Annotated in this window: 23 protein-coding genes and 2 tRNA genes; 17 read left to right on the plus strand and 8 right to left on the minus strand. The window is 56.3% G+C overall.

Annotation, left to right across the window (positions count from 1 at the left end; translation table 11 throughout):
- Nucleotides 1–153 precede the first annotated feature (153 nt).
- The 6 genes from ACXADZ_RS16890 to dxs all read left to right on the plus strand — a co-directional run bounded on the left by ACXADZ_RS16890 (nt 154) and on the right by dxs (nt 5,411).
- On the plus strand, nt 154–666 hold the full coding sequence (locus ACXADZ_RS16890) for a MarR family winged helix-turn-helix transcriptional regulator (RefSeq protein WP_171670213.1): 513 nt from the start codon (nt 154–156) through the stop codon (nt 664–666).
- On the plus strand, nt 663–1,364 hold the full coding sequence (locus tag ACXADZ_RS16895) for a response regulator (RefSeq protein ID WP_475198122.1): 702 nt from the start codon (nt 663–665) through the stop codon (nt 1,362–1,364). Before ACXADZ_RS16890 ends, ACXADZ_RS16895 begins: the two co-directional genes overlap by 4 nt.
- A 69-nt stretch (nt 1,365–1,433) precedes the next feature.
- Entirely contained in the window at nt 1,434–2,360 is a 927-nt protein-coding gene (locus ACXADZ_RS16900; protein ID WP_475198124.1) for a histone deacetylase family protein, read from the plus strand.
- Nucleotides 2,357–2,599, plus strand: coding sequence for an exodeoxyribonuclease VII small subunit (locus ACXADZ_RS16905; protein WP_171092993.1), 243 nt, complete (start codon nt 2,357–2,359; stop codon nt 2,597–2,599). The genes ACXADZ_RS16900 and ACXADZ_RS16905 overlap by 4 nt, the downstream gene beginning before the upstream one ends.
- Complete coding sequence (locus ACXADZ_RS16910) at nt 2,600–3,466, plus strand: polyprenyl synthetase family protein (protein ID WP_475198126.1); 867 nt, start codon at nt 2,600–2,602, stop codon at nt 3,464–3,466.
- A gap of 16 nt (nt 3,467–3,482) precedes the next feature.
- Nucleotides 3,483–5,411, plus strand: a complete 1,929-nt coding sequence (dxs, locus tag ACXADZ_RS16915; protein ID WP_475198128.1) for a 1-deoxy-D-xylulose-5-phosphate synthase — start codon at nt 3,483–3,485, stop codon at nt 5,409–5,411.
- A gap of 257 nt (nt 5,412–5,668) precedes the next feature.
- Here dxs and ACXADZ_RS16920 read toward each other — a convergent pair whose 3' ends face one another.
- A complete protein-coding gene (locus ACXADZ_RS16920; RefSeq protein ID WP_475198130.1) occupies nt 5,669–6,484 on the minus strand; it encodes a DUF2189 domain-containing protein in 816 nt (271 codons plus the stop codon).
- Nucleotides 6,485–7,053: 569 nt separating this feature from the next.
- On the opposite strand from ACXADZ_RS16920, the gene ACXADZ_RS16925 reads away from it, so the two are divergent.
- Nucleotides 7,054–7,239 (plus strand): hypothetical protein, encoded by a 186-nt coding sequence (locus ACXADZ_RS16925; RefSeq protein WP_475198131.1) that lies wholly within the window; start codon nt 7,054–7,056, stop codon nt 7,237–7,239.
- 129 nt (nt 7,240–7,368) lie between these two features.
- Nucleotides 7,369–8,127 (plus strand): sulfotransferase family 2 domain-containing protein, encoded by a 759-nt coding sequence (locus ACXADZ_RS16930; RefSeq protein ID WP_475198132.1) that lies wholly within the window; start codon nt 7,369–7,371, stop codon nt 8,125–8,127.
- 83 nt (nt 8,128–8,210) lie between these two features.
- On the opposite strand, the gene ACXADZ_RS16935 is transcribed toward ACXADZ_RS16930, so the two are convergent.
- Both ACXADZ_RS16935 and ACXADZ_RS16940 read right to left on the minus strand, forming a co-directional pair.
- Complete coding sequence (locus ACXADZ_RS16935) at nt 8,211–8,354, minus strand: hypothetical protein (RefSeq protein ID WP_475198134.1); 144 nt, start codon at nt 8,352–8,354, stop codon at nt 8,211–8,213.
- A gap of 341 nt (nt 8,355–8,695) precedes the next feature.
- Nucleotides 8,696–8,771 (minus strand) — tRNA-Thr (locus tag ACXADZ_RS16940).
- A gap of 224 nt (nt 8,772–8,995) precedes the next feature.
- Between ACXADZ_RS16940 and ACXADZ_RS16945 the strand changes: the two genes are divergently transcribed.
- The 3 genes from ACXADZ_RS16945 to arsJ are packed head-to-tail and all read left to right on the plus strand — an operon-like array spanning nt 8,996 to nt 12,086.
- The gene (locus tag ACXADZ_RS16945; protein WP_475198136.1) at nt 8,996–9,829 is read left to right on the plus strand and encodes an arsenate reductase/protein-tyrosine-phosphatase family protein; all 834 of its coding nucleotides are present in this window, start codon (nt 8,996–8,998) and stop codon (nt 9,827–9,829) included.
- Complete coding sequence (locus ACXADZ_RS16950; RefSeq protein ID WP_475198139.1) at nt 9,826–10,824, plus strand: ArsJ-associated glyceraldehyde-3-phosphate dehydrogenase; 999 nt, start codon at nt 9,826–9,828, stop codon at nt 10,822–10,824. Before ACXADZ_RS16945 ends, ACXADZ_RS16950 begins: the two co-directional genes overlap by 4 nt.
- A complete protein-coding gene (arsJ, locus tag ACXADZ_RS16955; protein ID WP_475198141.1) occupies nt 10,821–12,086 on the plus strand; it encodes an organoarsenical effux MFS transporter ArsJ in 1,266 nt (421 codons plus the stop codon). The genes ACXADZ_RS16950 and arsJ overlap by 4 nt, the downstream gene beginning before the upstream one ends.
- A gap of 189 nt (nt 12,087–12,275) precedes the next feature.
- On the opposite strand, the gene ACXADZ_RS16960 is transcribed toward arsJ, so the two are convergent.
- Together ACXADZ_RS16960 and ACXADZ_RS16965 are read right to left on the minus strand one after the other, a co-directional pair.
- Entirely contained in the window at nt 12,276–13,163 is an 888-nt protein-coding gene (locus ACXADZ_RS16960) for a helix-turn-helix domain-containing protein (RefSeq protein WP_475198142.1), read from the minus strand.
- A 132-nt stretch (nt 13,164–13,295) separates the two neighbouring features.
- A tRNA-Arg gene (locus ACXADZ_RS16965) sits at nt 13,296–13,372 on the minus strand.
- Nucleotides 13,373–13,487: 115 nt separating this feature from the next.
- Between ACXADZ_RS16965 and ACXADZ_RS16970 the strand changes: the two genes are divergently transcribed.
- Both ACXADZ_RS16970 and ACXADZ_RS16975 read left to right on the plus strand, forming a co-directional pair.
- On the plus strand, nt 13,488–14,513 hold the full coding sequence (locus ACXADZ_RS16970) for a LacI family DNA-binding transcriptional regulator (RefSeq protein ID WP_171092978.1): 1,026 nt from the start codon (nt 13,488–13,490) through the stop codon (nt 14,511–14,513).
- A complete protein-coding gene (locus ACXADZ_RS16975; RefSeq protein ID WP_475198144.1) occupies nt 14,510–15,730 on the plus strand; it encodes a winged helix-turn-helix domain-containing protein in 1,221 nt (406 codons plus the stop codon). The genes ACXADZ_RS16970 and ACXADZ_RS16975 overlap by 4 nt, the downstream gene beginning before the upstream one ends.
- 3 nt (nt 15,731–15,733) lie before the next feature.
- Here ACXADZ_RS16975 and ACXADZ_RS16980 read toward each other — a convergent pair whose 3' ends face one another.
- Both ACXADZ_RS16980 and hpaR read right to left on the minus strand, forming a co-directional pair.
- The gene (locus tag ACXADZ_RS16980) at nt 15,734–16,432 is read right to left on the minus strand and encodes a fumarylacetoacetate hydrolase family protein (RefSeq protein ID WP_475198147.1); all 699 of its coding nucleotides are present in this window, start codon (nt 16,430–16,432) and stop codon (nt 15,734–15,736) included.
- Nucleotides 16,433–17,012: 580 nt separating this feature from the next.
- Nucleotides 17,013–17,447, minus strand: coding sequence for a homoprotocatechuate degradation operon regulator HpaR (gene hpaR / locus ACXADZ_RS16985; RefSeq protein WP_171184541.1), 435 nt, complete (start codon nt 17,445–17,447; stop codon nt 17,013–17,015).
- A 219-nt stretch (nt 17,448–17,666) separates the two neighbouring features.
- Between hpaR and ACXADZ_RS16990 the strand changes: the two genes are divergently transcribed.
- Nucleotides 17,667–18,437, plus strand: coding sequence for an HpcH/HpaI aldolase family protein (locus ACXADZ_RS16990; protein ID WP_475198151.1), 771 nt, complete (start codon nt 17,667–17,669; stop codon nt 18,435–18,437).
- Nucleotides 18,438–18,441: 4 nt separating this feature from the next.
- On the opposite strand, the gene ACXADZ_RS16995 is transcribed toward ACXADZ_RS16990, so the two are convergent.
- Nucleotides 18,442–19,584 (minus strand): DUF3095 domain-containing protein, encoded by a 1,143-nt coding sequence (locus ACXADZ_RS16995; RefSeq protein ID WP_171184545.1) that lies wholly within the window; start codon nt 19,582–19,584, stop codon nt 18,442–18,444.
- A gap of 139 nt (nt 19,585–19,723) precedes the next feature.
- Here ACXADZ_RS16995 and ACXADZ_RS17000 point away from each other — a divergent pair, with 139 nt between their 5' ends.
- From ACXADZ_RS17000 to ACXADZ_RS17010, 3 genes are all read left to right on the plus strand, one after another.
- Entirely contained in the window at nt 19,724–20,896 is a 1,173-nt protein-coding gene (locus ACXADZ_RS17000) for an MFS transporter (RefSeq protein ID WP_475198155.1), read from the plus strand.
- 21 nt (nt 20,897–20,917) lie between these two features.
- Nucleotides 20,918–21,949, plus strand: coding sequence for a glycosyltransferase family 4 protein (locus ACXADZ_RS17005; RefSeq protein ID WP_475198158.1), 1,032 nt, complete (start codon nt 20,918–20,920; stop codon nt 21,947–21,949).
- Between the two features lie 103 nt (nt 21,950–22,052).
- Nucleotides 22,053–23,075, plus strand: a complete 1,023-nt coding sequence (locus tag ACXADZ_RS17010) for an aspartate-semialdehyde dehydrogenase (RefSeq protein ID WP_171184551.1) — start codon at nt 22,053–22,055, stop codon at nt 23,073–23,075.
- Nucleotides 23,076–23,207: the final 132 nt, after the last annotated feature.

The following is a 23,207-nucleotide window of genomic DNA, read 5'->3' on the forward strand; positions in this document are numbered from 1 at the left end:
CCTCCTGAACCGGGTTGAATTTGCGATTGTTGCGCCGCTTAGGTCCGATGTGGACATAATGTTGCGCAAAAACTGCGATTCGATACCGCTCTACCCTTGGAATGTCAATAAGGCTGACATAAACTCGGCCCAGAGTAACGAATGAGGCGTACCATGTCCGACATCCGCCCTGCCCCGCGTTACGGGGGCGAGAGCCTGTTGTTTTTGACCGATGAGCAATTGAGGCAGGGGATTGAGGCCATGTTCTTCGCCTATCGCGGATTTACCGCAGATCCTGACCGCATCCTGACCGAAATGGCCTATGGCCGCGCTCATCACAGGGCGATCCATTTCATCAACCGCGCGCCGGGCACGACGGTCAACAACTTGTTAGCGATCCTTGGAGTCACAAAGCAGTCTCTAAACAGGGTTTTGCGGACCTTGATCGATGATGGGCTGGTGGAAAGCCGCGTTGGCACAGTGGACAAACGTGAACGCCACCTATTTCTGACAGAGAAGGGACAGGCGCTGGAAACCACTCTGTCCGATGCGCAGCGTGCCAGGATGCGCGCTGCTTACAAGGATGCCGGTCCCGAAGCCGTGGCCGGATTTCGCAAAGTGCTTGAAGCAATGATGGATGCTGATATGCGTCATGCCTATACGAAACTTCGGGATACGACCTCATGAGCGATATGGACGCACATCTGCTGATTGTTGACGACGACGAGCGCATTCGCGATCTGCTCAAGAAATTCCTGATGCGAAACGGGTTTTTGGTCACGGCGGCACGGGACGCGGCCCATGCGCAGCGGGTCTTGTCCGGTCTGGATTTCGACATGATCATCTTGGACGTAATGATGCCGGGCGAAGATGGTGTCAGCCTGACAAAATCGCTGCGAGAGACACATAGCACCCCCATCCTGCTTCTGACTGCCAAAGGGGAAACCGAACACCGGATTGCGGGGCTTGAGGCCGGGGCGGATGACTATCTGGCGAAGCCGTTCGAGCCAAAGGAACTGCTGCTGCGGATCAACGCCATTCTGCGCCGGATGCCAGAAACACCTGCCGAGGAAACAGCGGCAAAGATCCTCAACCTTGGCCCGATCCGCTACGACATTGAACGGGGCGAGATGTGGCAGGGTGAAGAGCCGGTACGGCTGACTGCAACGGAAAGCCAGTTGATGAAGATCTTCTCGGCCCAGCCCGGCGAGCCGATCAGCCGCGCGAAGCTGGTCGAGGATCTGGGGCGCGACAAGGGTCAGGCGCAGGAACGCGCAGTTGACGTGCAGATCACGCGCTTGCGGCGCAAGATCGAGCAGGATCCGAAGCAGCCCAGATACCTGCAAACCGTCCGCGGTGCGGGCTATATGCTGGCACCAGATTAAGCGTGCCGCTGCGCGGCGGTTTTGTGCCTTCGGCGAAGGTATTTTTAGCCAGATGAACAGGGAACCCCGATGACAACTGCCCTTTTGACCCATGCCGATTGTCTGGGCCATGTGACACCCCAGGGCCACCCCGAACGGGTGGCGCGGCTAGAACATATCCTGCACGCCTTGGAAAGGTTGGACCTTAAACGGGTAACAGCGCCATTGGCGGCAGATGACGATCTGCTGCGAGTGCATCCGGAAGGTTACATTCGCGATATTCGATCCACGCGCCCGTCTGAGGGGTTTGCGCAGATTGACGGGGATACGTTCATGTCGCCGGGCTCGGTGGACGCCGCCTATCGTGCTGCGGGTGCTGTTGTCCGGGCCGTTGATCTGGTGCTGAGCGGAGATGTGTCGAACGCGTTCTGCGCCATTCGCCCGCCGGGCCACCATGCTGAAACAGACACTGCAATGGGGTTTTGCCTCTTCGGCAATGCAGCGCTGGCCGCGAAACATGCGCTGGACCACCACGGGCTGAACCGTGTCGCCGTTGTCGATTTCGATGTCCATCACGGCAATGGAACACAGGACCTGCTGTGGGATGAAGCGCGCGCGTTGGTGATCACCAGCCAGCAGATGCCCCTTTGGCCCGGATCGGGTCGCCCGGATGAGACGGGGGTTCACGACACGGTTCTGAATATTCCACTGGCTCCGGGCAGCGGTGGGGCCGAGATGCGCGCCGCGTACGAGTCCCAGGCGTTTCCGCGCTTGCGAGCGTTCAACCCCGATCTGATTATCATTTCCGCAGGGTTTGACGCCCATCAGGACGACCCGCTGGCCAATCTGAACTGGTCCACCGGCGACTTCGCGTGGATCACAGCCGAGCTGTGCAAGATCGCTGACGAGGTTTGTGACGGTCGTATCGTCTCGACTCTGGAAGGCGGGTATGATCTGAACGCATTGGCCGCGGCCACACGCGCCCATGTGGAAGAATTGATGAAGGCAGCACGATGACCGATACCCCAGTTGAGCAGATGACATTCGAGCAGGCCATGAAAGAGCTTGAGGCCGTTGTGGGCCAGCTTGAACGCGGCGATGTGGCGTTGGATCAGTCGATCGCGCTGTATGAACGCGGTGCGGCCCTGAAGAAACGGTGCGAGGACGAGTTGAAGCGGGCTGAAGAGAAAGTGGCCGCCATCACTCTGGATGCCACGGGGCAGCCCACCGGGACCACGCCTGTCGACGGTCAGTAAATGTTTCGCGAAAGACTGGCGCAGGATGCAGCGCGCATTCAGGCTCACTTTGACCTGATTCTGGGCGCGCTGGACGATATCGACGTCACGCGGGCCATGGCCTATGCAACGCAAGGCGGAAAACGGTTGCGCGGTTTTTTGGTGCAGGAAAGCGCGCGCTTGCATGATGTGGATGTGGGCAGTTCGATCTGGCCCGCAACGGGGATCGAAGCGCTACACGCTTATTCTTTGGTCCATGATGACCTGCCCTGCATGGATGATGATGATCTGCGTCGGGGGAGGCCCACTGTTCACGTGAAATGGAACGAAGGAACCGGGGTGTTGGCCGGCGATGCGTTGCAGACCCTGGCGTTTGAGCTGTGCACTCGACCCGAAGTCGGCGATGCGCAAATTCGTGCAGAATTGGCTCTGAGTCTGGCCCAAGCCAGCGGGGCGCAAGGCATGGTTCTGGGTCAGGCGCTGGATATCGCAGCCGAAACAGCGGCTACACCTTTAACACTGGAGCAAATCACCCATCTGCAGGCAGGCAAGACAGGTGCGTTGATCGAATGGTCCGCCTGCGCAGGAGCGCGGTTGGCACAAGCCGATCCGACCCCTCTGCGTGATTATGCCCAAGCTCTTGGACTTGCCTTTCAGATTGCTGACGACATTTTGGATGTTGAAGGTGATGTCGAAAAGGCCGGAAAACGGCTGCAAAAGGACGCCGATGCAGGCAAAGCGACCTTTGTTTCGCTTTTGGGTCTTGAGGCTGCCAAATCCCGCGCGACAGAGTTGGTTGAAACGGCCTGTGCTGCGTTGGATGGGTACGGTGCGTCAGCAGAAACCTTGAAGGACGCCGCCCGCTTCGTTATTGCCCGGGACAGCTAAGCCAGGAACGCGCCATATGTCTGACCGACCCAATACGCCCTTGCTGGACCTTGTGAACCGCCCTGCGGATCTCAAGCAGTTTTCGGACGCGCAGTTGCATCAGGTGGCGCAGGAATTGCGGGCCGAGACAATCTCGGCCGTGTCCGTGACGGGCGGGCACCTTGGGGCTGGTCTTGGCGTGGTCGAACTGACAACAGCGCTGCACGCAGTGTTCGATACGCCGCGCGACAAGATCATTTGGGACGTGGGCCATCAGTGCTATCCCCACAAAATCCTGACCGAGCGGCGCGATCGTATTCGCACACTGCGGATGAAGGATGGGTTGAGCGGGTTCACCAAGCGCAGCGAAAGCCCTTATGACCCGTTCGGCGCAGCACATTCCAGCACTTCGATCAGTGCAGCACTTGGTTTTGCTGTGGCGCGCGATCTGGGAGGTGTCACACCCGAAGGTCTGGGCGATGCGATTGCTGTGATCGGCGATGGCTCGATGTCTGCAGGCATGGCGTTTGAAGCGATGAACAACGCAGGCCATCTGAGCAAGCGACTGATCGTCATTCTGAACGACAACGAGATGAGCATTGCGCCACCTGTGGGCGCCTTGTCCAATTATCTGTCCCGTATCTATGCGGAAGAGCCGTTCCATGACCTGAAAGCCGCTGCAAAAGGCGCGGTTTCCCTGCTGCCCGAGCCCTTCCGCGAAGGCGCCAAACGTGCCAAGGAAATGCTGAAAGGCATGGCTGTCGGCGGCACGTTGTTCGAAGAGCTTGGTTTTTCTTACCTAGGCCCCATCGACGGACATGATCTGGACCAGTTGCTGCCTGTGCTGCGTACCGTCAAGGCGCGGGCGACCGGTCCGATCCTGATCCATGTTCTGACCAAGAAGGGCAAAGGATACGGCCCGGCCGAGCAAGCCCGTGACAAGGGGCACGCAACGGCCAAATTCGATGTGGTGACAGGTGAGCAGAAAAAGGCACCGTCCAACGCGCCCTCTTACACGTCCGTCTTTGGCAAAACCTTGGTGGATGAAGCTGCGCGAGACGACAAGATCGTTGCCGTGACCGCCGCCATGCCAGACGGTACCGGTCTGAACCTGTTTGCCGAACGCTACCCGTCGCGCTGTTTCGATGTTGCGATTGCCGAGCAGCATGGGGTGACATTCTCGGCTGCACTGGCTGCTGGTGGGATGAAACCATTCTGCGCCATGTATTCGACCTTCCTTCAGCGCGGTTATGATCAGGTGGTGCACGATGTTGCGATTCAGCGTCTGCCCGTCCGCTTCGCCATTGACCGCGCAGGTCTGGTGGGTGCCGACGGAGCCACGCATGCCGGATCGTTCGATATTGCGTATTTGTCCAACCTACCGGGTATGGTCGTCATGGCAGCTGCCGACGAAGCCGAGTTGATGCATATGGTGGCCACCGCTGTTGCGCACAACGATGGGCCGATTGCGTTCCGCTACCCGCGTGGTGAAGGCGTTGGCGTCGACCTTCCAGAGCGCGGTGAAGTGCTTGAGATCGGCAAAGGCCGCGTGATCCAGAAAGGCGCGCGCGTGGCACTGCTTTCGTTCGGTACCCGATTGTCTGAGGTGCAGAAAGCCGCCGAATCCCTTGCGGGCAAGGGCATCACCCCAACCATCGCCGACGCCCGCTTTGCCAAACCTCTGGACCGCGACCTGATCCTGGATCTGGCCGCCAACCACGAGGCTCTGATCACCATCGAAGAAGGCGCGATTGGCGGCTTTGGCAGCCATGTCGCACAGCTTTTGGCGGAGGAAGGCGTTTTTGATCAAGGGCTGAAATACCGCTCGATGGTCTTGCCCGACACCTTCATCGATCAGGCCAGCCCAGCGGACATGTATGCCGTGGCCGGCATGAACGCCGAACAGATCGAAGCCAAGGTTCTGGACGTTTTGGGCGTTGCATCAATCGGGGAAAAGCGCGCCTGAGCTGCGCGCATTAGTCTGGTGACTTCCTCCGGCGCAAGTGGGATGCGTGCTATGAGGATTGTGCCGATTGAAGTGTTCTTAGTGGAAGGAGTATCGGCGCTCCCGGTTCGTCGGTCGAAATTGCTTCACTGCAAATAAACAAACTTTAGCCGCTCCGTTGAATATAGGCGCTGAAAAAGCAGCTTAAACCTCTTCGTTGTCAGCATAAAAAAATGTGTCTGCCCCCGTTCAACTATCGGAGACGCCTTACCGTTAGATCACACGTCGTCGGGCGGCACGGCCCGCTGGTACAGGTGCCACGTGGTGTGGCCAAGGATCGGCAGAGTAAAGATCAGGCCCAAAAATGCGGGAACCAGCGATATCAGCATGGTAAACGAGATGATTGCCGCCCACGTGAGCATGACCACAGGGCTTTCCCTGACAACGCGGACAGAGGTGAGCATCGCAGAAACGAAATTGGTTTCCCGGTCCAGCAACATCGGCATGGCGACAACGGTCACCGTGAACAGGGCTGCTGACAGAAACGCGCCGACGCAGGTGCCAATGGCCAAGAAGGTCCAGCCTTGCGGCGTGAATAACACAGTATTCAAAAACCCGTCGAAATCGGAAAAGGACGCGTTCTGCAGGATGATCGCCAGCCAAAGCCGAACCTGATAAACCCACACCCAGAATATGAACAAGGTCACAAAGGCCATCCAGCCCATTTCGCGCTTGCGTTGATCTGCCATGACCGTGAGGATTTCGGACCACCCGAAACTTTCCCCATTTTGCAAGCGGCGCGACATTTCATAAAGTCCGGCAGCGGCGAACGGCGCGACCAGCGGAAATCCTACAATTGCAGGAATGATCATCCAGATCTTGCCCAGCCAAACCAAGGCCCAAACCAACAGAAGCCCGAAAACCGCATAGAACAGGCCGAAAAAGCCGCTCATGACGGGGCGCGCCAGAAAATCGGAAAACCCGGCTTTTAGCGCGGCGGTGATGTCATCCGCTGTCACTTTGTTGACCGTGGGCATGGATTGCTGCGGTGTCAGGTCGTCTGGTGGTGTGGAACCTGCGGTCTTGGATGTCATGACACATTCCTCCCAAAGCATAGCGCCGCGCTGATCCGTTGACCGACAAACCCAGCGGTGAACAGATACCAATCCTCCTAAGACAAGCATGCCTTACGCAAGGTATTGGGGCAAGGTCGGGATACGGTCGACACCCGCGTGCAGGCCGCCTGCGGACATAGGGAAATGGACCTTTTCACAAAGAACCTTAGGTCGACGTCTTTGCAACCGACGCTCCTCAAACGTGAAAGCTCGCATAGGCCCGTCAAATCTGGGACGGTCCAGTGTAGTTTCAACATTTACGGCATGGGCTGGCATTTCTAGTTAGTGGTCTTGGTTTTGGTTCTACAATTGCGCGCTTATGCTTCTCGCGTTGCACAATTATTGTGCTTCATCAAACTTGAGACTCATTAAGATGTTGTTTTGAATATGTATTTTATAACACCCCATGCAAGAAGTCACTGAATGGTGCACATCTATGCTCAATTTGCTCCTCTGAAATGCCAGTAAGTACACATTCGGTTCGTGGTGTGTAATTAAATTGGGCCCGTGCCGGCCACGTTGGCAAGCCATCTCCGATGTGCTGAACCATGTCCACCAAGCTGTGGGAAACGCTGTTGCAGATTGACGCGTCACTGGACATGCCGGACCATACAAAATCAATTAGCCACAACAACGGCGGCGTTCCAATTAACGTGGACGCGAACCAGACATCGCACATAGTTCGTGAAATCGTCGGAGGGTTTGCACCCTACGCTATTGGTGAATTCCGTTAAGCGTGTATTTGATTGGAGAGAGAGCTCACGTTAACGTGAACACATCCTCTGGCGTATTTACGTGCAGCAAAGACCTTCAGCTGCTCGCCTTCGGCTTACTAGAGCAAGGAGTTTCAGGTAGGGCAGAAAATGTTCTCATTAAAAAAATCAAGAAAGCTAAGGCCGGCAATCTTTCCGCACATTCAAAAGACGGCGGGAACATCCGTCCAACAAATTGCGCGGCGCCAGTATGGCAAAGATCAAGTGTGCAGCCATGCTGATTATCTGACACTCGAACTAAATGAATGCTCAAAATTTCCTTTTATTTCAGGCCACTTTGGAATGGCGTTTGCAGAACCACTGCTAGAGGATCGCTACCTTTTCACATTCCTGCGTGAGCCGACAGAAAGAGTGGTTTCTCTTTACAAGTATTTGTCGAAACAACCAGATGAGCAAGGTGAGGTTGCAGCGTCTGCGCGTTCTCAAAGTCTGAAGGGTTTTTTGTTACAGGCCAACAAACTGGAATATGCACAGCAGTTATATAACACCCAAACTTGGCAACTTCATTCCGGATGGGCTTCTCGCGAGATACTCGATCAGGCAGACGTAGGCATTTCACACGACCCACGGCAAATCGATCAAAACGCCCTGTTGGACCGTGCACGGCAGAACCTCCGCCGGTTTGATTATATCGGGTTTGTCGATAACTTTGAGAGCGACATTCGCAAGATTTTCGCTGATTTGGGGGCACCTAAAATCAAGGTCTTGCACAGCAACGCGTCCAAGGTCGAACTTGATCAGCCTGATGAAGAGACGTTGGCACTTATTGAAGAACTAACCGTTTTGGATCGTTTGATTTTTGAAGAGGCCAAAAAACTAATGTCACTCCGATCCTGCGGCACACGTTGAATCTACCCCCCACGCAACTCCACTTTTTGGCCGGTAGAAGATCTTCTGGTCGTGAAGCCGCCCCGACAGGTCGTGAATTCTGATTAACGCTTCTTCACGCTCCCGCTTTCCTGCTCGCTCTCATCCCGCTCTGCATGGGAAAGTGCCGTCTGAGCGCGGCGAAGTGAGCTTTCGATTATGTCGGTATCCTCAACCGAAAGTTCGAACATATCGTTGTATTGCGGCATAGCGACCCTCCGACGGATGTTGACACGAGAGATGGTGGTTGACGGCGAACGGCAGGCAGTCGCTGGGCACAAGCATGGCAATGTCCTGAACGTCTTCTATACGGAGCACCATCTCCAAGATCTTAAAAAGTAGTCGACGAGACGGATTTCTAGCTGATGACTAGCAAAAACTACCGCTATGGTTTCCCAATTATCCTAGCTTACTACCTCGCCGAAGGGTCTATACTGGAAATTGAAGTAATCCTTGGTGAAAGCATTAGTAAGAACTCGGGGGCAAGCCAGGAGATAATTGTCAATTTTCTCTTTTAAACTTATAAATATCAATTTGTTATGATGATAATTGGTGCCTCAAGAGGGACTCGAACCCCCGACCTTGTCCTTACGAAGGACCTGCTCTACCAGCTGAGCTATTGAGGCAACCTTTTGCAGCCGAAACTGGTTCTGTCCGGGTGCGATGGGTCATTTAAACCGTCACTCTGATGCCTGCAAGTCCAGATACACCCGCTTTCAACTTACCGCATCTAAATGCTGATTGGAGATGAGAGGGGCGACAAATGTGGTGAATACCGCGTTCTGTGAAATTTTTGTAACGGAAGTGAATTCAAATTGACTCACTGTTTTATTTCAATAATTCATGGAATATGATAGAACAAATTACCGATCAACTGGCTATTCTTGGCCACCCGCAGCGTATCACCGTGTTTCGCATGTTAATGCGACGGTTTCCTGACACAGTGCCCGCAGGTGAACTGGCGTCTGAACTGGGGATCAAGCCCAGCACCATGTCAAATTATCTGAACGCGCTGCAACGATCGGGCCTTGTGACACAAGAGCGCCTCGGAACATCCCTGCGCTATTCGATAGATATGGCTAACGTGCAGAAAATGTTTGATTTTCTGATTGTGGACTGCTGCCGTGGCCGACCTGATCTTTGTATGCCTTCAACCAAGGGAAGTGAGACGATGACTGACCGGAAGTTCAACGTGCTGTTCATTTGCGTGGGCAATTCCGCCCGCTCGATCTTTGCCGAATCTCTGTTGCGGGAAATTGGTGGTGACCGGTTCAATGTCTTTTCCGCCGGAACACAGCCTTTTTCCCAGTTGAACCCGTTTGCGGTTCAGGTCCTGCAAGACAAGGGTCACGATACGTCGGTTCTGCGGTCAAAAAATGTATCCGAGTTTTCAGGGCCGGACGCGCCTGATCTGGATTTTGTTTTCACGGTCTGCAACCAGGCCGCAAATGAGGAATGCCCTGCTTGGGAAGGTCAACCGATCAGCGGTCACTGGGGCATGGTCGATCCGGTCAAGGCCGGCGGCACTGACGCCGAAAAAAGCCTGGCTTTTCAAAACGCTTACGGTGCGCTGAAGCGTCGGATTCAAGCCTTTACATCGCTGCCGGTCGAAAGCCTCGATCGGATCGCACTGCAATCCGCTGTCGACGACATCGGACGAACATCCTTTGAGGACATGAAATGACAACCTACGCACTAAACGGCCTTGGCCGGATGGGAAAGCTTGCGCTGAAGCCTTTGCTGGAACGGGGCGCAAAAATCGCGTGGATCAACGATGCTGTTGGTGATCCCGAAATGCATGCGCATCTGTTGGAATTCGACACTGTGCATGGGCGTTGGGATGCAGAATTCAGCCATGATGCCGATAGCATCACTGTGAACGGAACGCGTCTGCCATATATCGGCACTAAAGACTTAGCTGCCCTGCCCTTGGATGGCGTCGATGTGGTGATCGATTGCACCGGTGTGTTCAAAACCGAGGCGAAGCTATCCCCTTACTTCGACGCTGGCGTGAAGAAAGTGGTGGTTTCCGCCCCGGTCAAGGACGGCCCGACGGCGAATATTGTCGTGGGTGTGAACGACGACACCTATGATCCTGCCACACATAAGATCGTGACCGCCGCATCCTGCACAACCAACTGTTTGGCACCGGCCGTCAAAGTCATTCACGAAAACCTTGGCATCCGCCATGGGTCGATGACGACGATCCACGATGTAACCAACACGCAAACCATCGTAGACCGGCCTGCCAAAGATCTGCGCCGCGCACGGTCTGCCCTGAATTCACTGATCCCGACCACCACCGGCTCGGCCACCGCGATCACGCTGATCTATCCCGAACTCAAAGGGCGTCTGAACGGTCATGCGGTGCGGGTGCCTTTGCTGAACGCATCGCTGACCGACTGCGTATTCGAAGTAGAGCGGGAAACGACAGCCGAAGAAGTCAACGCCTTCTTCAAAGCAGCCGCCGAAGGTGAGTTGAACGGTATTCTGGGCTATGAGACGCGCCCGCTGGTTTCGACCGACTACACCAATGATGAACGATCATCGATTGTGGATGCGCCCTCGACAATGGTGGTGAACGGGACGCAGGTGAAAATCTACGCCTGGTATGACAACGAAATGGGCTATGCGCATCGTCTGGTGGATGTGGCCTTGATGGTCGGGGCATCGCTGTGACCCAACGGCCCGATGGCATGTCGGCCTATATCGCGGTCACGGCGGCCTATTGGGCCTTTATGCTGACCGACGGGGCGCTCAGGATGTTGGTGTTGTTGCACTTTCATACTTTGGGCTTCTCGCCGGTTCAGTTGGCTTATCTGTTTGTTCTTTATGAGATTGCTGGGATTGTGACCAACCTGTCCGCCGGCTGGATTGCCGCTCGGTTCGGATTGACCTCAACCCTTTACGCCGGGCTGGGCCTGCAAGTGGTGGCGCTGCTCGCCATGACGCAGCTTGATCCGAACTGGACCGTCGCCGCTTCGGTCTCCTTCGTGATGGTGGTGCAAGGGGCAAGCGGGGTGGCCAAGGATCTTGCCAAAATGTCCTCGAAATCCGCAGTGAAACTACTGGCACCGGCTGAGGGTGGAGGCTTGTTTCGTTGGGTGGCCGTTCTTACCGGGTCAAAGAACGCTGTAAAGGGCCTGGGATTTCTGCTGGGCGCGGCGATGTTGGCGACACTTGGATTCATGACTGCAATCATTGTGATGGCGGCGATCTTGGCGCTGATCCTGTTGGCGGTCTTCCTTTTCATGCCACCGGGTCTGCCCAAAGGGCGCAAGGGCGCGAAATTCTCAGAAGTGTTTTCGAAATCCGCCAACGTCAACTGGCTGTCCGCCGCCCGCGTCTTTCTGTTTGGCGCGCGGGATGTCTGGTTTGTGGTTGGAATTCCGATCTATTTCTACGCTGTCCTGTCTGACGGCACAGAAGACGGCAATCGGGCCGCGTTTTTCATGATCGGCACTTTCATGGCCCTGTGGATCATTCTGTATGGCACCGTGCAGGCCAACGCGCCAAGGATATTGCGCGCCGCAGACCGCAGCGAAGGCGATCTGATAGGTGCCGCACGCAGTTGGGCCATTGCGCTCTTTTTTGTTCCGGCGGCTCTAACCTTGGCAGTTTTGCTGTCAGATGGGCCTGAGGTCTGGTTAACCGTGACGCTTGTGGTCGGCCTTTTGGTTTTTGGCGCGATCTTCGCCGTCAACTCGTCACTGCATTCCTATCTGATCCTGGCTTTCACCAGATCCGAGCGTGTGACGATGGATGTGGGGTTTTACTATATGGCCAATGCCACAGGCCGTCTGGTCGGCACCGTTTTGTCCGGTCTGACCTACCAGATCGGGGGGTTGGCCTTGGTACTGGGCACGGCTGCCGTGATGGTTGCCCTGGCCTCGCTGACCTCGGGCAAGCTCACGGATCAGACGTCAGAGGCTCTGTCCTGAGCCTTCTGCTGCCACGGACCTGAAATTATTTGGACCGGCGCGGCATTCGAAGCCATCAGCGCTGCGTCGGTATTCAGGGCGGTATCTTCCGAAACCTATCTGGTTCGGCGCAAGCCCGATGACATGAAATGTCCGAAGACAGGGGCCACATCACTTGCACCGGTCCGTCTGCCTTTCAAAGATCCCGCTTTAACCGTTCAGCGCAGCCCGAAAGGCACGCGGGGTCTGACCCGTCACTTGCTTGAAACTGCGGGTGAAGTGCGCCTGATCCGAAAACCCGCAAGCCAGAGCAATGTCTCCAAAAGGACGGCCGGGATCCTCGATCATCTTCATCGCCTGCTCAATCCGGAACGACATGACATATTGCATAGGTGTTGACCCAAGCGTTCCCTTGAAGACCCGGGCAAAATGCGAAGTGCTCATTCCAACCTCGGACGCCAGTTGGTCAACGGTGATCGTGCGATCCAGATGCTTCTGCACATAGGAAAGAACCCGTTGATAGTGCTGGGATGTGAACCGCGACGACAGTTCAACATCTTCGGCGCGGCGTTTTCCGTATTTCTGCAAAAGTTTTACCAGAAACACCCGGCTCATGGCCTCGAACATAACCGCCGAGGACATATCATCCGTCTTCAGCGCATCCCGCAACAGAACACCTGCAACGCAAAGGTCAGCGTCGGAAAATTGCGGCAGATCCCGGAACTGCTGCGGATCAAGAAGCATCCCAAGCTCAGATTGCGCAAAACGGTCCACCTTGGCCGGGCCCAGTGTGACAACTATGACATCCGACGGCCCGAACCACCGCCAGCCTGACCGCACGCCTGCGGGCGTAACAATGACCTCATCTTTGCAAAAGGTGAAATCCCGCAGCGTGCCATCACGCCAGTTCTGCACGCGGTGGGGGCTGTCCTGCAAGTTCAACAAAACATGGTGTTCTGCAAACACTTCTTCGGGCATCTGGTCCGGTTCTGCCTGAAAGTATCGCACAGACATCAGCGCCGCTGCTGAAGGACGATCCATCGCATCACTGTTGAGCAGCGGTTCAGACGGATAAATATCTGCGTATCTCAGCGGCACTTTTGTGTTCCCAAAACAAGCTTGCGCAATTTACGCAGCTATCCGCCGTGCAGACAACGCATTTGATGCACCCGCAAAGCCCGGGGGCATCGTGTTCCATCACCCGCCAATATCCGAAAGACTTGAAGAAAATGGCGACCCCGGCAGGATTCGAACCTGCAACCTGCCCCTTAGGAGGGGGCTGCTCTATCCAGTTGAGCCACGGGGCCGCGCTGGGCTTTCTGTAACCGGGATTTTCCGGGTTGTCATCGCCTTTGCACAATTGATGTACACACCGACTTGTTCACGCTACCATCGGGCAAAACAACAACACAGGTGCCTCCCGTGAACAGTGAATCCAAACGCCCGCTTACCCTTCGCGATGTGTCCGAGGCTTCTGGAGTATCCGAGATGACGGTAAGCCGGGTGCTTCGGAACCGGGGGGACGTGTCAGACGCCACCCGCACCCGCGTTCTGGCCGCCGCAAAAGAGCTTGGCTATGTGCCCAACAAGATCGCGGGCGCTCTGGCGTCCAGCCGGGTCAATCTGGTCGCGGTCATTATCCCGTCGCTGTCGAACATGGTTTTTCCTGAGGTTCTGACAGGTATCAATCAGGTGCTGGAAGACACCGAATTGCAGCCTGTTGTGGGCGTGACCGACTACCTGCCCGAAAAAGAAGAAAAGGTGCTGTACGAGATGCTCTCGTGGCGGCCTTCCGGCGTGATCATTGCAGGGCTGGAACATACTGAAGCCGCACGCGCCATGCTGGATTCTGCGGGCATTCCTGTGGTCGAGATCATGGATACCGACGGCAAGCCAGTGGATGCGATGGTCGGCATCTCGCACCGTCGCGCCGGGCGCGAGATGGCGCAGGCGATCCTCAAGGCCGGGTATCAGCATATCGGCTTCATGGGCACCAAGATGCCTCTGGATCACCGCGCCCGGAAGCGATTCGAAGGCTTCACCGAGGTATTGGGGAAGCACGGGATCGAAATCGAAGACCGCGAGTTTTATTCCGGCGGGTCGGCCCTTGCGAAGGGGCGCGAGATGACACAGGCGATGCTGGAACGTTCTCCCGATCTGGATTTTCTGTATTACTCCAATGACATGATCGGTGCGGGTGGCTTGTTGTACCTGCTGGAGCAAGGCATCGACATTCCGGGACAGATCGGTTTGGCCGGATTTAACAATGTCGAGTTGTTGCAGGGTCTGCCGCGCAAGCTTGCAACGATGGATGCCTGCCGGCTTGAGATTGGTCGTCACGCCGCCCAAATCATCGCCGAACGCCTGAAAGACCCCGATTCTGAGATTGAAACACGCGCGACACTGACCCCCAAGATCAGCTTTGGCGACACCCTCAAACGGCGATGACGGCACCCCTCAAACGGCTCGATAACCGAACGGCTCGGGCCGTTTTCATGGATCGCCACGCGCTGGCAGAACAGCCATCGGGAGAGGCCAAGGGCGGTGCGCTTCTGGATCTAATCCAGAGGCTGGGTTTTGTGCAGCTTGACAGTATCAATACGGTTGCTCGCGCCCATGACTTGATCCTGTTCTCTCGCAGACCCAGCTATCGTAACACGCATCTGAAAAGACTCTATGAAAAGGAAAAAGGGCTGTTCGAGCATTGGACACATGATGCGGCTGTGATCCCGATGGAGTTCTACCCCCACTGGCATCTGCGCTTTCAGCGCGACGCAGATTTGCTGAAGGCACGGTGGAAGAACTGGCGGCGGGATGGGTTCGAACAGCAGTTTGAAACGGTGTTGCGGCACATCCGAGACCATGGGCCGGTGTCGTCCTCGGACGTGGGCAAGGACGAAAAGAAAGGCTCGGGCGGATGGTGGGATTGGCACCCGTCAAAAACCGCCTTGGAGTTTTTGTGGCGGTCTGGAGCACTTACAGTTGTTGGTCGTGACGGGTTTCAGAAACGCTATGACCTGACAGAGCGGGTTATTGAAACCCAACTCTGTCCGGGCAACATGCATTGCGATGCAGAAGCAACTGTGGATTGGCTGTGCAACGCGGCACTTGACCGGCTTGGATTTGCGACATCAGGCGAGTTGGCTGCATTCTGGGACACGGTCAGCGCAGCAGAAGCCAAAAGCTGGTGCGCAAGGGCGCTGACCAAAGGCGATATAGAAGAGATCGAGATCACCTGCGCTGATGGGCGGCACCGTAAGGTCTTTGCCCGCCCAAACCTGGCGGACCAGAGTTTGGACATGCCCCAGCCAACCGGGCGCATCCGCGTGCTCAGCCCGTTTGACCCAATGCTGCGTGACCGCAATCGCGCAGAACGGTTGTTTGGCTTTCACTATCGGATCGAGGTCTTCGTGCCGGAACCCAAGCGCAGCTATGGTTACTACGTGTTTCCACTGCTGGAAGGTAACCGTTTAGTTGGCCGGATTGACATGAAAGCGCATCGCGATTGCGACATGTTGCACGTCAAAGCCCTATGGCCCGAGCGCGGATTACGCTGGTCCGACGCCCGTACCCGACGCCTGAACGCCGAACTGGACCGGGTACGCCGGTTGGCGGGTGTGACGCATGTCGAGTTTGCCAACAACTGGCTAAAAGACCCTAAATAGCGTCTATTCTGCATCCGTCAGGGTCAATTCGATCGGCGCGAGCCCGTCAATCTCACCGTTCAGAACATCCCCTGCCACGACCGGTCCAACACCCGCCGGTGTGCCCGTCAGGATTAGATCGCCAGGACGTAGGTGATAATAGCCGGACAGATGGCAGATGATTTCATCAATCTTCCAGATCAGTTCCTCAAGCGTCGCATCCTGACATATCTCACCATTCACACGAAGCCGGATGTGCTTGTCCGCGTCCGGAGACCAATCTTCGGCTAATGTCAGAGGGGCAAATACAGCGCCGTTTTCGACATCTTTGCCCAGATCCCAGGGGCGCTGCTTGTTCCGCTCTCGTATCTGCAGGTCACGCCGGGTCATATCGAGGGCGCATCCATAAGCGTATACAGCGTTCCAAGCTTGCGAACTGTTCGCGCGGAACACCGGTTTCCCGATGGCCAACGCCAGTTCCATTTCGTGGTGATAATTCTCGGTGCCCGCAGGGTACGGAACCTTTGCCCCGGACAAAACTGCGTTTGCGGCTGACTTAGTGAAGTAAAACGGCGCTTCGCGATCGACCTCGTTTCCCATTTCAGCCGCGTGGGCAGCATAATTTCGACCAACGCAGAATATGCGCCCAACGGGATACGCAGCCGTTTTGCCAATAACAGGGATAGTGACCGGGTCAGGAAGAGAAAAAAGGCTGTTTGACATGGTGCTCTCTGACAATTGCGCTGCTTCATCTTACGAGCGTCGGGCCGGTCAGCAATACAGAAAAACACGCCGGAACTCGCCAAGGCTATTGCGATGTTTCAGCGCGAAGTCGCTCAATTCAGGTGGCCAACACAAAGCCCGTTTCCAAGCCAGTTCACTTCCGCCTTTATGGCATCGTCTGGGGAAGAACACATACGACTTGGCTCAGGCATAAGTTGAACTATCTCCTTACTTGAAAGTTGTGAAGCCGACCTAACGAACGCCCGAAGTCCAAACTTGCTTCTATGGCGAACCGACCTGCCTGGGCACCATTTCGGAATCACTTATCAGTCGGCATTTGGCAACACTTATTTCGGAGAGCAAAGGCATACACCCACCCCTTGGGAAAAATGCCTTGATTAGAGCCTTTCTTGGCTCGGCACACACTCCGAAGCGCAGGCCGGACCGTCAGGCTACACGTGACGCAACCGGCCTCGGGCCAGGCACATAATATCCAGTCCGAGTCTGGCCGCCCCGTCGGAGAACCCCCCCTACATTCTCCGGCGGGGTCCCTGACAAAGTTCCTTAAAGTAGACCTTGGTCAGGGGTCGAGATCCTTCAAGTCGTTCAGAAGGTCCAGCAAAAGCTCATGCTTTTCAGCCCCAAGCTGAGATCGAATGCGTTCCGCCTGTGCGATACTTACAGAGAGATTGGCGCGAATGACCTGAACGCCGCTTGCGCTGATTTTAACAATCTGCCGACGGCGATCTGCGGGATGGGACCGCCTTGAGATCAATCCGCGCTGCTCAAGTTTCTGCAAAATCCGCGTGAGGCTGGGCAACAAAAGGCAAGCGCGGTCAGCCAGATGCGTTGGTTCCTGCGGACCCTCTTCGTTTAAGACACGCAACACACGCCATTGCTGTTCGGTGACACCAGCGTCAGCCAGCATGGCACGGATGGGTCCCATAACCTTTTCCCGCGCGCGCAAAAGCGCAATAGGTAAAGATCGCGACGTCAGAGGCAGATCGTCGGTCATGCTAAAATTATCGCCGAAATTCAGCTTTTTCGCAAGCAAACCGCACGTTCCCGTGAATACGCCAGGCCCAATCAAGACAACAAACGGACCTGTCAAATTCAACAACGCCCCTGACAGTTTCACATTCCCGCTGGACAATTCAAAACCATCAGAGAAGATGCACAAAGGGCCCAACCGGAGTCCTTTGAAAACCTTGGATATGTGACAAAGAGAGACCCAATGGCTGCCCCCGAAAACGCGTTTAAAGAGGCTCTAAATCAGGGAAAAACCCAGATTGGATGTTGGATGAGTTTTGCCGAACCCGTCACAGCTGAGATCATGGGGACCGCAGGCTTCGATTGGTTGGTGATTGACGGAGAGCACGCTCCAAATGACATCCGCTCGATACGGGATCAGCTGATGGCATTGGCGGCCAGCCCGTCACATCCAGTGGTCCGCATTCCAATCGGCGAGACGTGGTTGATCAAGATGGTTCTGGATGCCGGGGCGCAGACCGTTTTGGTGCCGATCGTCGAAAGCGCCGAACAGGCCCGTGAACTGGTTCGTGCGTGTCGCTATCCTCCAACCGGTATACGCGGCGTAGGCGCGATGGCGTCACGCGCGACGATGTACGGATCTGTTTCGGACTATATCCAGACGGCAGACCAAGAGATCTGTTTGTTGCTGCAGGTTGAAACCCGCGCCGGATTGGCCGCATTGGATGACATTCTGCAAGTTGACGGCGTGGATGGTGTGTTCATCGGCCCCGCCGACCTGTCCACCGACATGGGGTATCAGGGCAACAGCGCTGCGCCCGAGATGCGCAAAGTCATCAGTGATGCTTTGGCGCAGATCAAGGCCGCCGGCAAAGCACCGGGCATCCTTGCAACCAATGACGAAGCACGGCAAGCCTACAAAGATATGGGGGCACAGTTCCTGGCCGTTGGCATTGACGTGATGCTGCTGGCGCAGGCGGCCCGTTCACTGTCGGAGCAGTGGAAGGAAAAGTGAGCTGTCAGGCACGCATGGCTGCAGCGGCCTGAGCGTACCCACCGGACGCGCCATCAACAAAATGCATGTGGTCGTCGCGCGTGGCCGAGGGCACAATGCATGTCATCATCGCTTCGTCTTGTGCGTGCAGCCCATACATGATTTTACCACGCGCCCGCGCCTCTTCGAGCATCTGTTCGATACGCTTCAGCGTGGACGGGTCGCAATCCAGCGTCATTTTCAAACCGTCGTCAAACTTGCGAAAGTCCGCATTGCTGCTGACCATGTGCTTGTAGTGGTCCGGCTCGAACTGGCCCATGCGTTTTCCCGATTTAAACAAGATCGCAATAAGCAAATTCTGAAACAGCAAAACGATTTTTTGCAGCATAATATTTCGTCCGTTGCGCGACACATGGGCATCAATCTCTAAGCCTGGCGGCGGCCATTTCATGGGCGGGCCGCTCTCGGGCACAGGGTGACCCGCGCGCTCCAGTTGCTCCGACATGGACAGCACAGATTGGGCAAGATCGGCAAAGTCACGTTCTGTGGCCGACGCCGTGGGCTCCACAACCAGCGAGACGATCTGACCATGCCGTGCCGTACTGTTGGACCACCTGCAGGACAGGCCGGTCAAATCCGGCTGTACCCCCGGCTCGGCACGCTCAACCATATTGCGGCCTGCTTTCATCTCAGCCTCAGCCCAGGCCAAGCCGCCGCCTGAAAACATTGCATAATCCACACCGGTTGATGGCGCATAGCGGGTCACGCGCAAGTCTCGGCCGGCGGCTCGGATATCTGCCACCGATACCAATGCAGCGCGCAGCGGCATGGAAAACTCTTCCTCCGCCCAGCGCCGCAACGCGGCCAAAGCATCGCGTGCCGCGTCGACCTGACTGGGTGGCACGGCGAAACCAGCGCCGTCACCGCCAAAGACATAAGGAAACAGCTTACCGTCCATGGCGTTGATCATCGCTGAAATCACGGCGGCTCCGACCGTGTTGACCGTTTTGTACCGGCCCCGCGCGATTTCACCGGTTGAATCGACGATGTCTGCAACACCCAATACCCAATCGTCCGGGACAGCCGAAAACCGTGCCGGATCCGCAACCAAGGTAAAATCCCGCAAGAGGGGAAGGTTTTCATAAAACTCGGAATGGAGGTCTTTCATGGTCCCCCTCAAATCAATGTTGAGCATAAATTAGGTGGACGTTGGTCCAAGTCGCGTTTCTGAAACATACTACACACGCTTGTGCGTTGCATCATGGCATGCCAAGCCTTTGCCTAAAGTGCGCAAAAAGGGGCAAGTTATGCAGGCAGGTTTGGTGGTTTTATGCCTGGGCTATGTGCTCAGCCAATTTTTCCGCGCGTTTCTGGCTGTTCTCAGCCTCGATCTGGAACGGGACATCGGCGCAACGCCCGAAGATCTGGCATTTGCCTCGGGTCTTTGGTTTCTGGTTTTTGCCGCGATGCAAATCCCGGTCGGCTGGGCGCTGGATCGGGTTGGCCCACGGCTGACCGCAGCGGTACTGCTGTTGATTGGTGGCGCAGGAGGTGCCGGAGTTTTTGCGGCTGCTTCATCGCCACTGCACATCAGCATTGCCATGGGGCTGATCGGTGTTGGGTGCTCTCCTGTTCTTATGGCCTCATATTTCATCTTCGCACGTGAATACCCTCCTGCTCGGTTTGCCACATTGGCTGCTGTGATGCTGGGTGTGGGGTCGGTCGGTAATCTTGTAGCATCATACCCGACAGCCCTTGCTGTAGAGTGGATGGGGTGGCGTGCCACAATGGTGGGTCTGGCCGGTATGTCCGCTGCTATTGCGGTTGGTATTTGGCTGACCGTACACGACCCAGAGAAGGCGGAAACGGATCACAAGGGATCTTTGCTGGACCTGTTGAAAGAACCCACGCTTTGGCTGATCCTGCCGCTGATGTTGGTCGCATACGCACCCTCTGCCGCTTTGCGTGGCCTCTGGGCCGGGCCATATCTGAACGATGTCTTCGGTTTAAGCACAACGCAAATCGGCACCGCGACCCTGATCATGGGGGCCGCAATGATTGCTGGCACATTTGTCTATGGGCCGTTGGATCGCATATTTGGCACTCGAAAATGGGTAATTTTTGCAGGCAATGCGCTGGGGGCAGTGGCGCTGACCTTGCTGTGCCTGTGGATTGACAACGCAATCTGGCTGTCTGTGCTGCTGCTGGCCGTCATCGGCTTTGCCGGGGCCAGCTTTCCGGTCATCATGGCCCATGGGCGGGCTTTCGTTCCGCCGCATCTGGTCGGCCGCGGCGTAACTCTTCTGAACTTGTTCGGGATCGGCGGTGTGGGCGTCGCCCAGTTCGTCACCGGCCGGATTCATGCAGCCACCGTTCAGACTGGGTCAACCGCGCCCTACACAGCGATATTCGGGTTTTTTGCCATATCGCTTGCCATTGGTTGCGTGATCTATCTATTCAGCCGGGATAGTGTCGACTGAAGCAGCCATCAGGAGAGCCCGGTGAAAGACCCCGTCGTCATAGCCCCAAATCTGAAACGCAGGCTTTCGGGCGTGACCGCAACCATCGCAAGGCTGGTTCCGCTGCAGGCACACTCCATCGACGTCGCCGCAACGGGTCCGGGCCTGCCTGCTGACATCCCGCATATCCCGCTGGGTCGCCTGCCCTTTCTGTCACGCCGTCCAACACGCGTTTGGCACGCCCGCCGCAACACCGAGATGCTTCTGGGCCTGATCCTGCGGAACGTATTCCGCCTGAAACTCAAACTGCTGTTCACCAGCGCATCCCAACGCCCCCACACGGGATATACCAAATGGCTGATCGGCAAGATGGACGCGATTGTAGCGACATCGCAAAAAACCGCCGGGTATCTTGAGCGCGACGCGCAGGTTGTCATGCATGGCATCAACCTTGAGGACTTTACGCCCCCACAAGACAAGGCCGCCGTTCGGACGAAACTGGGGCTGCCGGACGGGCTGCTGTTGGGATGCTACGGTCGCATCCGGCACCAAAAAGGTACAGATGCCTTTGTTGACGCGATGATCGATCTGTGTGGGCGGTTCGACGACGTGTCGGGCATCGTTATGGGCCGGGCCACCGAAAAGCACACCGCATTTCTGGCCGAGCTGAAAGACAAGGTTGCAAAAGCGGGCTTGTCTGATCGCATCCTGTTCATGCCTGAGGTCACGGTAGATCAGATTGCCGAATGGTATCAGGTTCTGGACCTGTTCATCGCGCCGCAGCGGTGGGAGGGGTTCGGGCTTACCCCCCTTGAAGCCATGGCCTGCGGCGTACCGGTTGTGGCCACCGATGTTGGCGCGTTTTCCGAGATCGTGACCGACCCCTCGCTGGGCCGGGTCGTAGCCCCCGACGACATTCCAGCGCTGGCCGATGCAGCGGCGGAGATGCTGGAAAACCGTGATTCCCTGTCGAAGGCCAGTCAGGCCGCCCGCGCCCATGTCGAACAGAATTTCGATATTCACGGTGAGGCAGAGACGTTGGTTGCGCTCTACCAGCGACTTCTGAGCGCCTGATGCGCTTCAATTCGACGTCAAACGTTCGATTCCACGCCAAAAGCCCTTTTTTCTTCGCCGCAACGCAGCTATGAACGCGCGTCCTTAACTTTGGAGACATGAAATGGGCTATCGCGTCGTTGTCGCCGGCGCCACGGGTAACGTGGGCCGCGAAATGCTGAACATCCTGGCGGAACGCCAGTTCCCGGTCGATGAACTTGCCGCTCTGGCAAGCCGTCGTTCCTTGGGCACAGAGGTGAGCTTTGGCGACAAGACACTGACGACCCAGGACATCGACACGTTCGACTTCACCGGCTGGGACATGGCGTTGTTCGCCATCGGCTCGGACGCCACCAAAACCTATGCCCCCAAGGCCGCAGCTGCGGGCTGCGTAGTGATCGATAACTCGTCGCTTTATCGCTATGACCCTGACATTCCGCTGATCGTGCCGGAATGTAACCCCGAGGCGATCCACGACTATAAAAACAAGAACATCATTGCCAACCCCAACTGCTCGACCGCGCAGATGGTTGTCGCGCTGAAGCCGCTGCATGACCGCGCCAAAATCAAGCGCGTGGTTGTCTCGACCTATCAGTCGGTTTCGGGTGCCGGTAAGGACGGCATGGATGAGCTTTGGGATCAGACCAAAGCCATCTACAACCCAACCACCGAGGTTGAGCCGAAGAAGTTCCAGAAGCAGATCGCGTTCAACGTCATTCCCCAAATCGACGTCTTCATGGAAGACGGCTCGACCAAGGAAGAGTGGAAGATGGTGGTCGAGACCAAAAAGATCGTCGATCCCTCGATCAAAGTCACAGCCACCTGTGTCCGCGTTCCGGTCTTTGTCGGCCATTCCGAAGCCGTGAATATCGAGTTCGAAGAATTCCTGGACGAAGACGAAGCCCGCGACATCCTGCGCGAGGCTCCGGGTATCATGGTGATCGACAAGCGCGAAGCCGGTGGCTACGTCTCGCCCATCGAATGCGCGGGCGACTTCGCCACATTCATCAGCCGCATCCGTCAGGATTCGACCGTGGAAAACGGCATCAACCTGTGGTGCGTCTCGGACAACCTGCGCAAGGGCGCGGCTTTGAACGCCGTACAAATCGCCGAGTTGCTGGGCCGTGAAGTTCTGAAAAAGGGCTGACGGTTCAATCCTTTCAAAGTCCAAAGAAAACCCGCTGTTTGATCAGCGGGTTTTTTTGTTTTTGCCAGCCAGACAGGTTCAAGAAACAGCCCGATGTTCTGCAAACGGAGACGGAAAAGACTTGCCTACAGT

This window comes from Ruegeria sp. ABM4_193 (genome assembly GCF_056158705.1).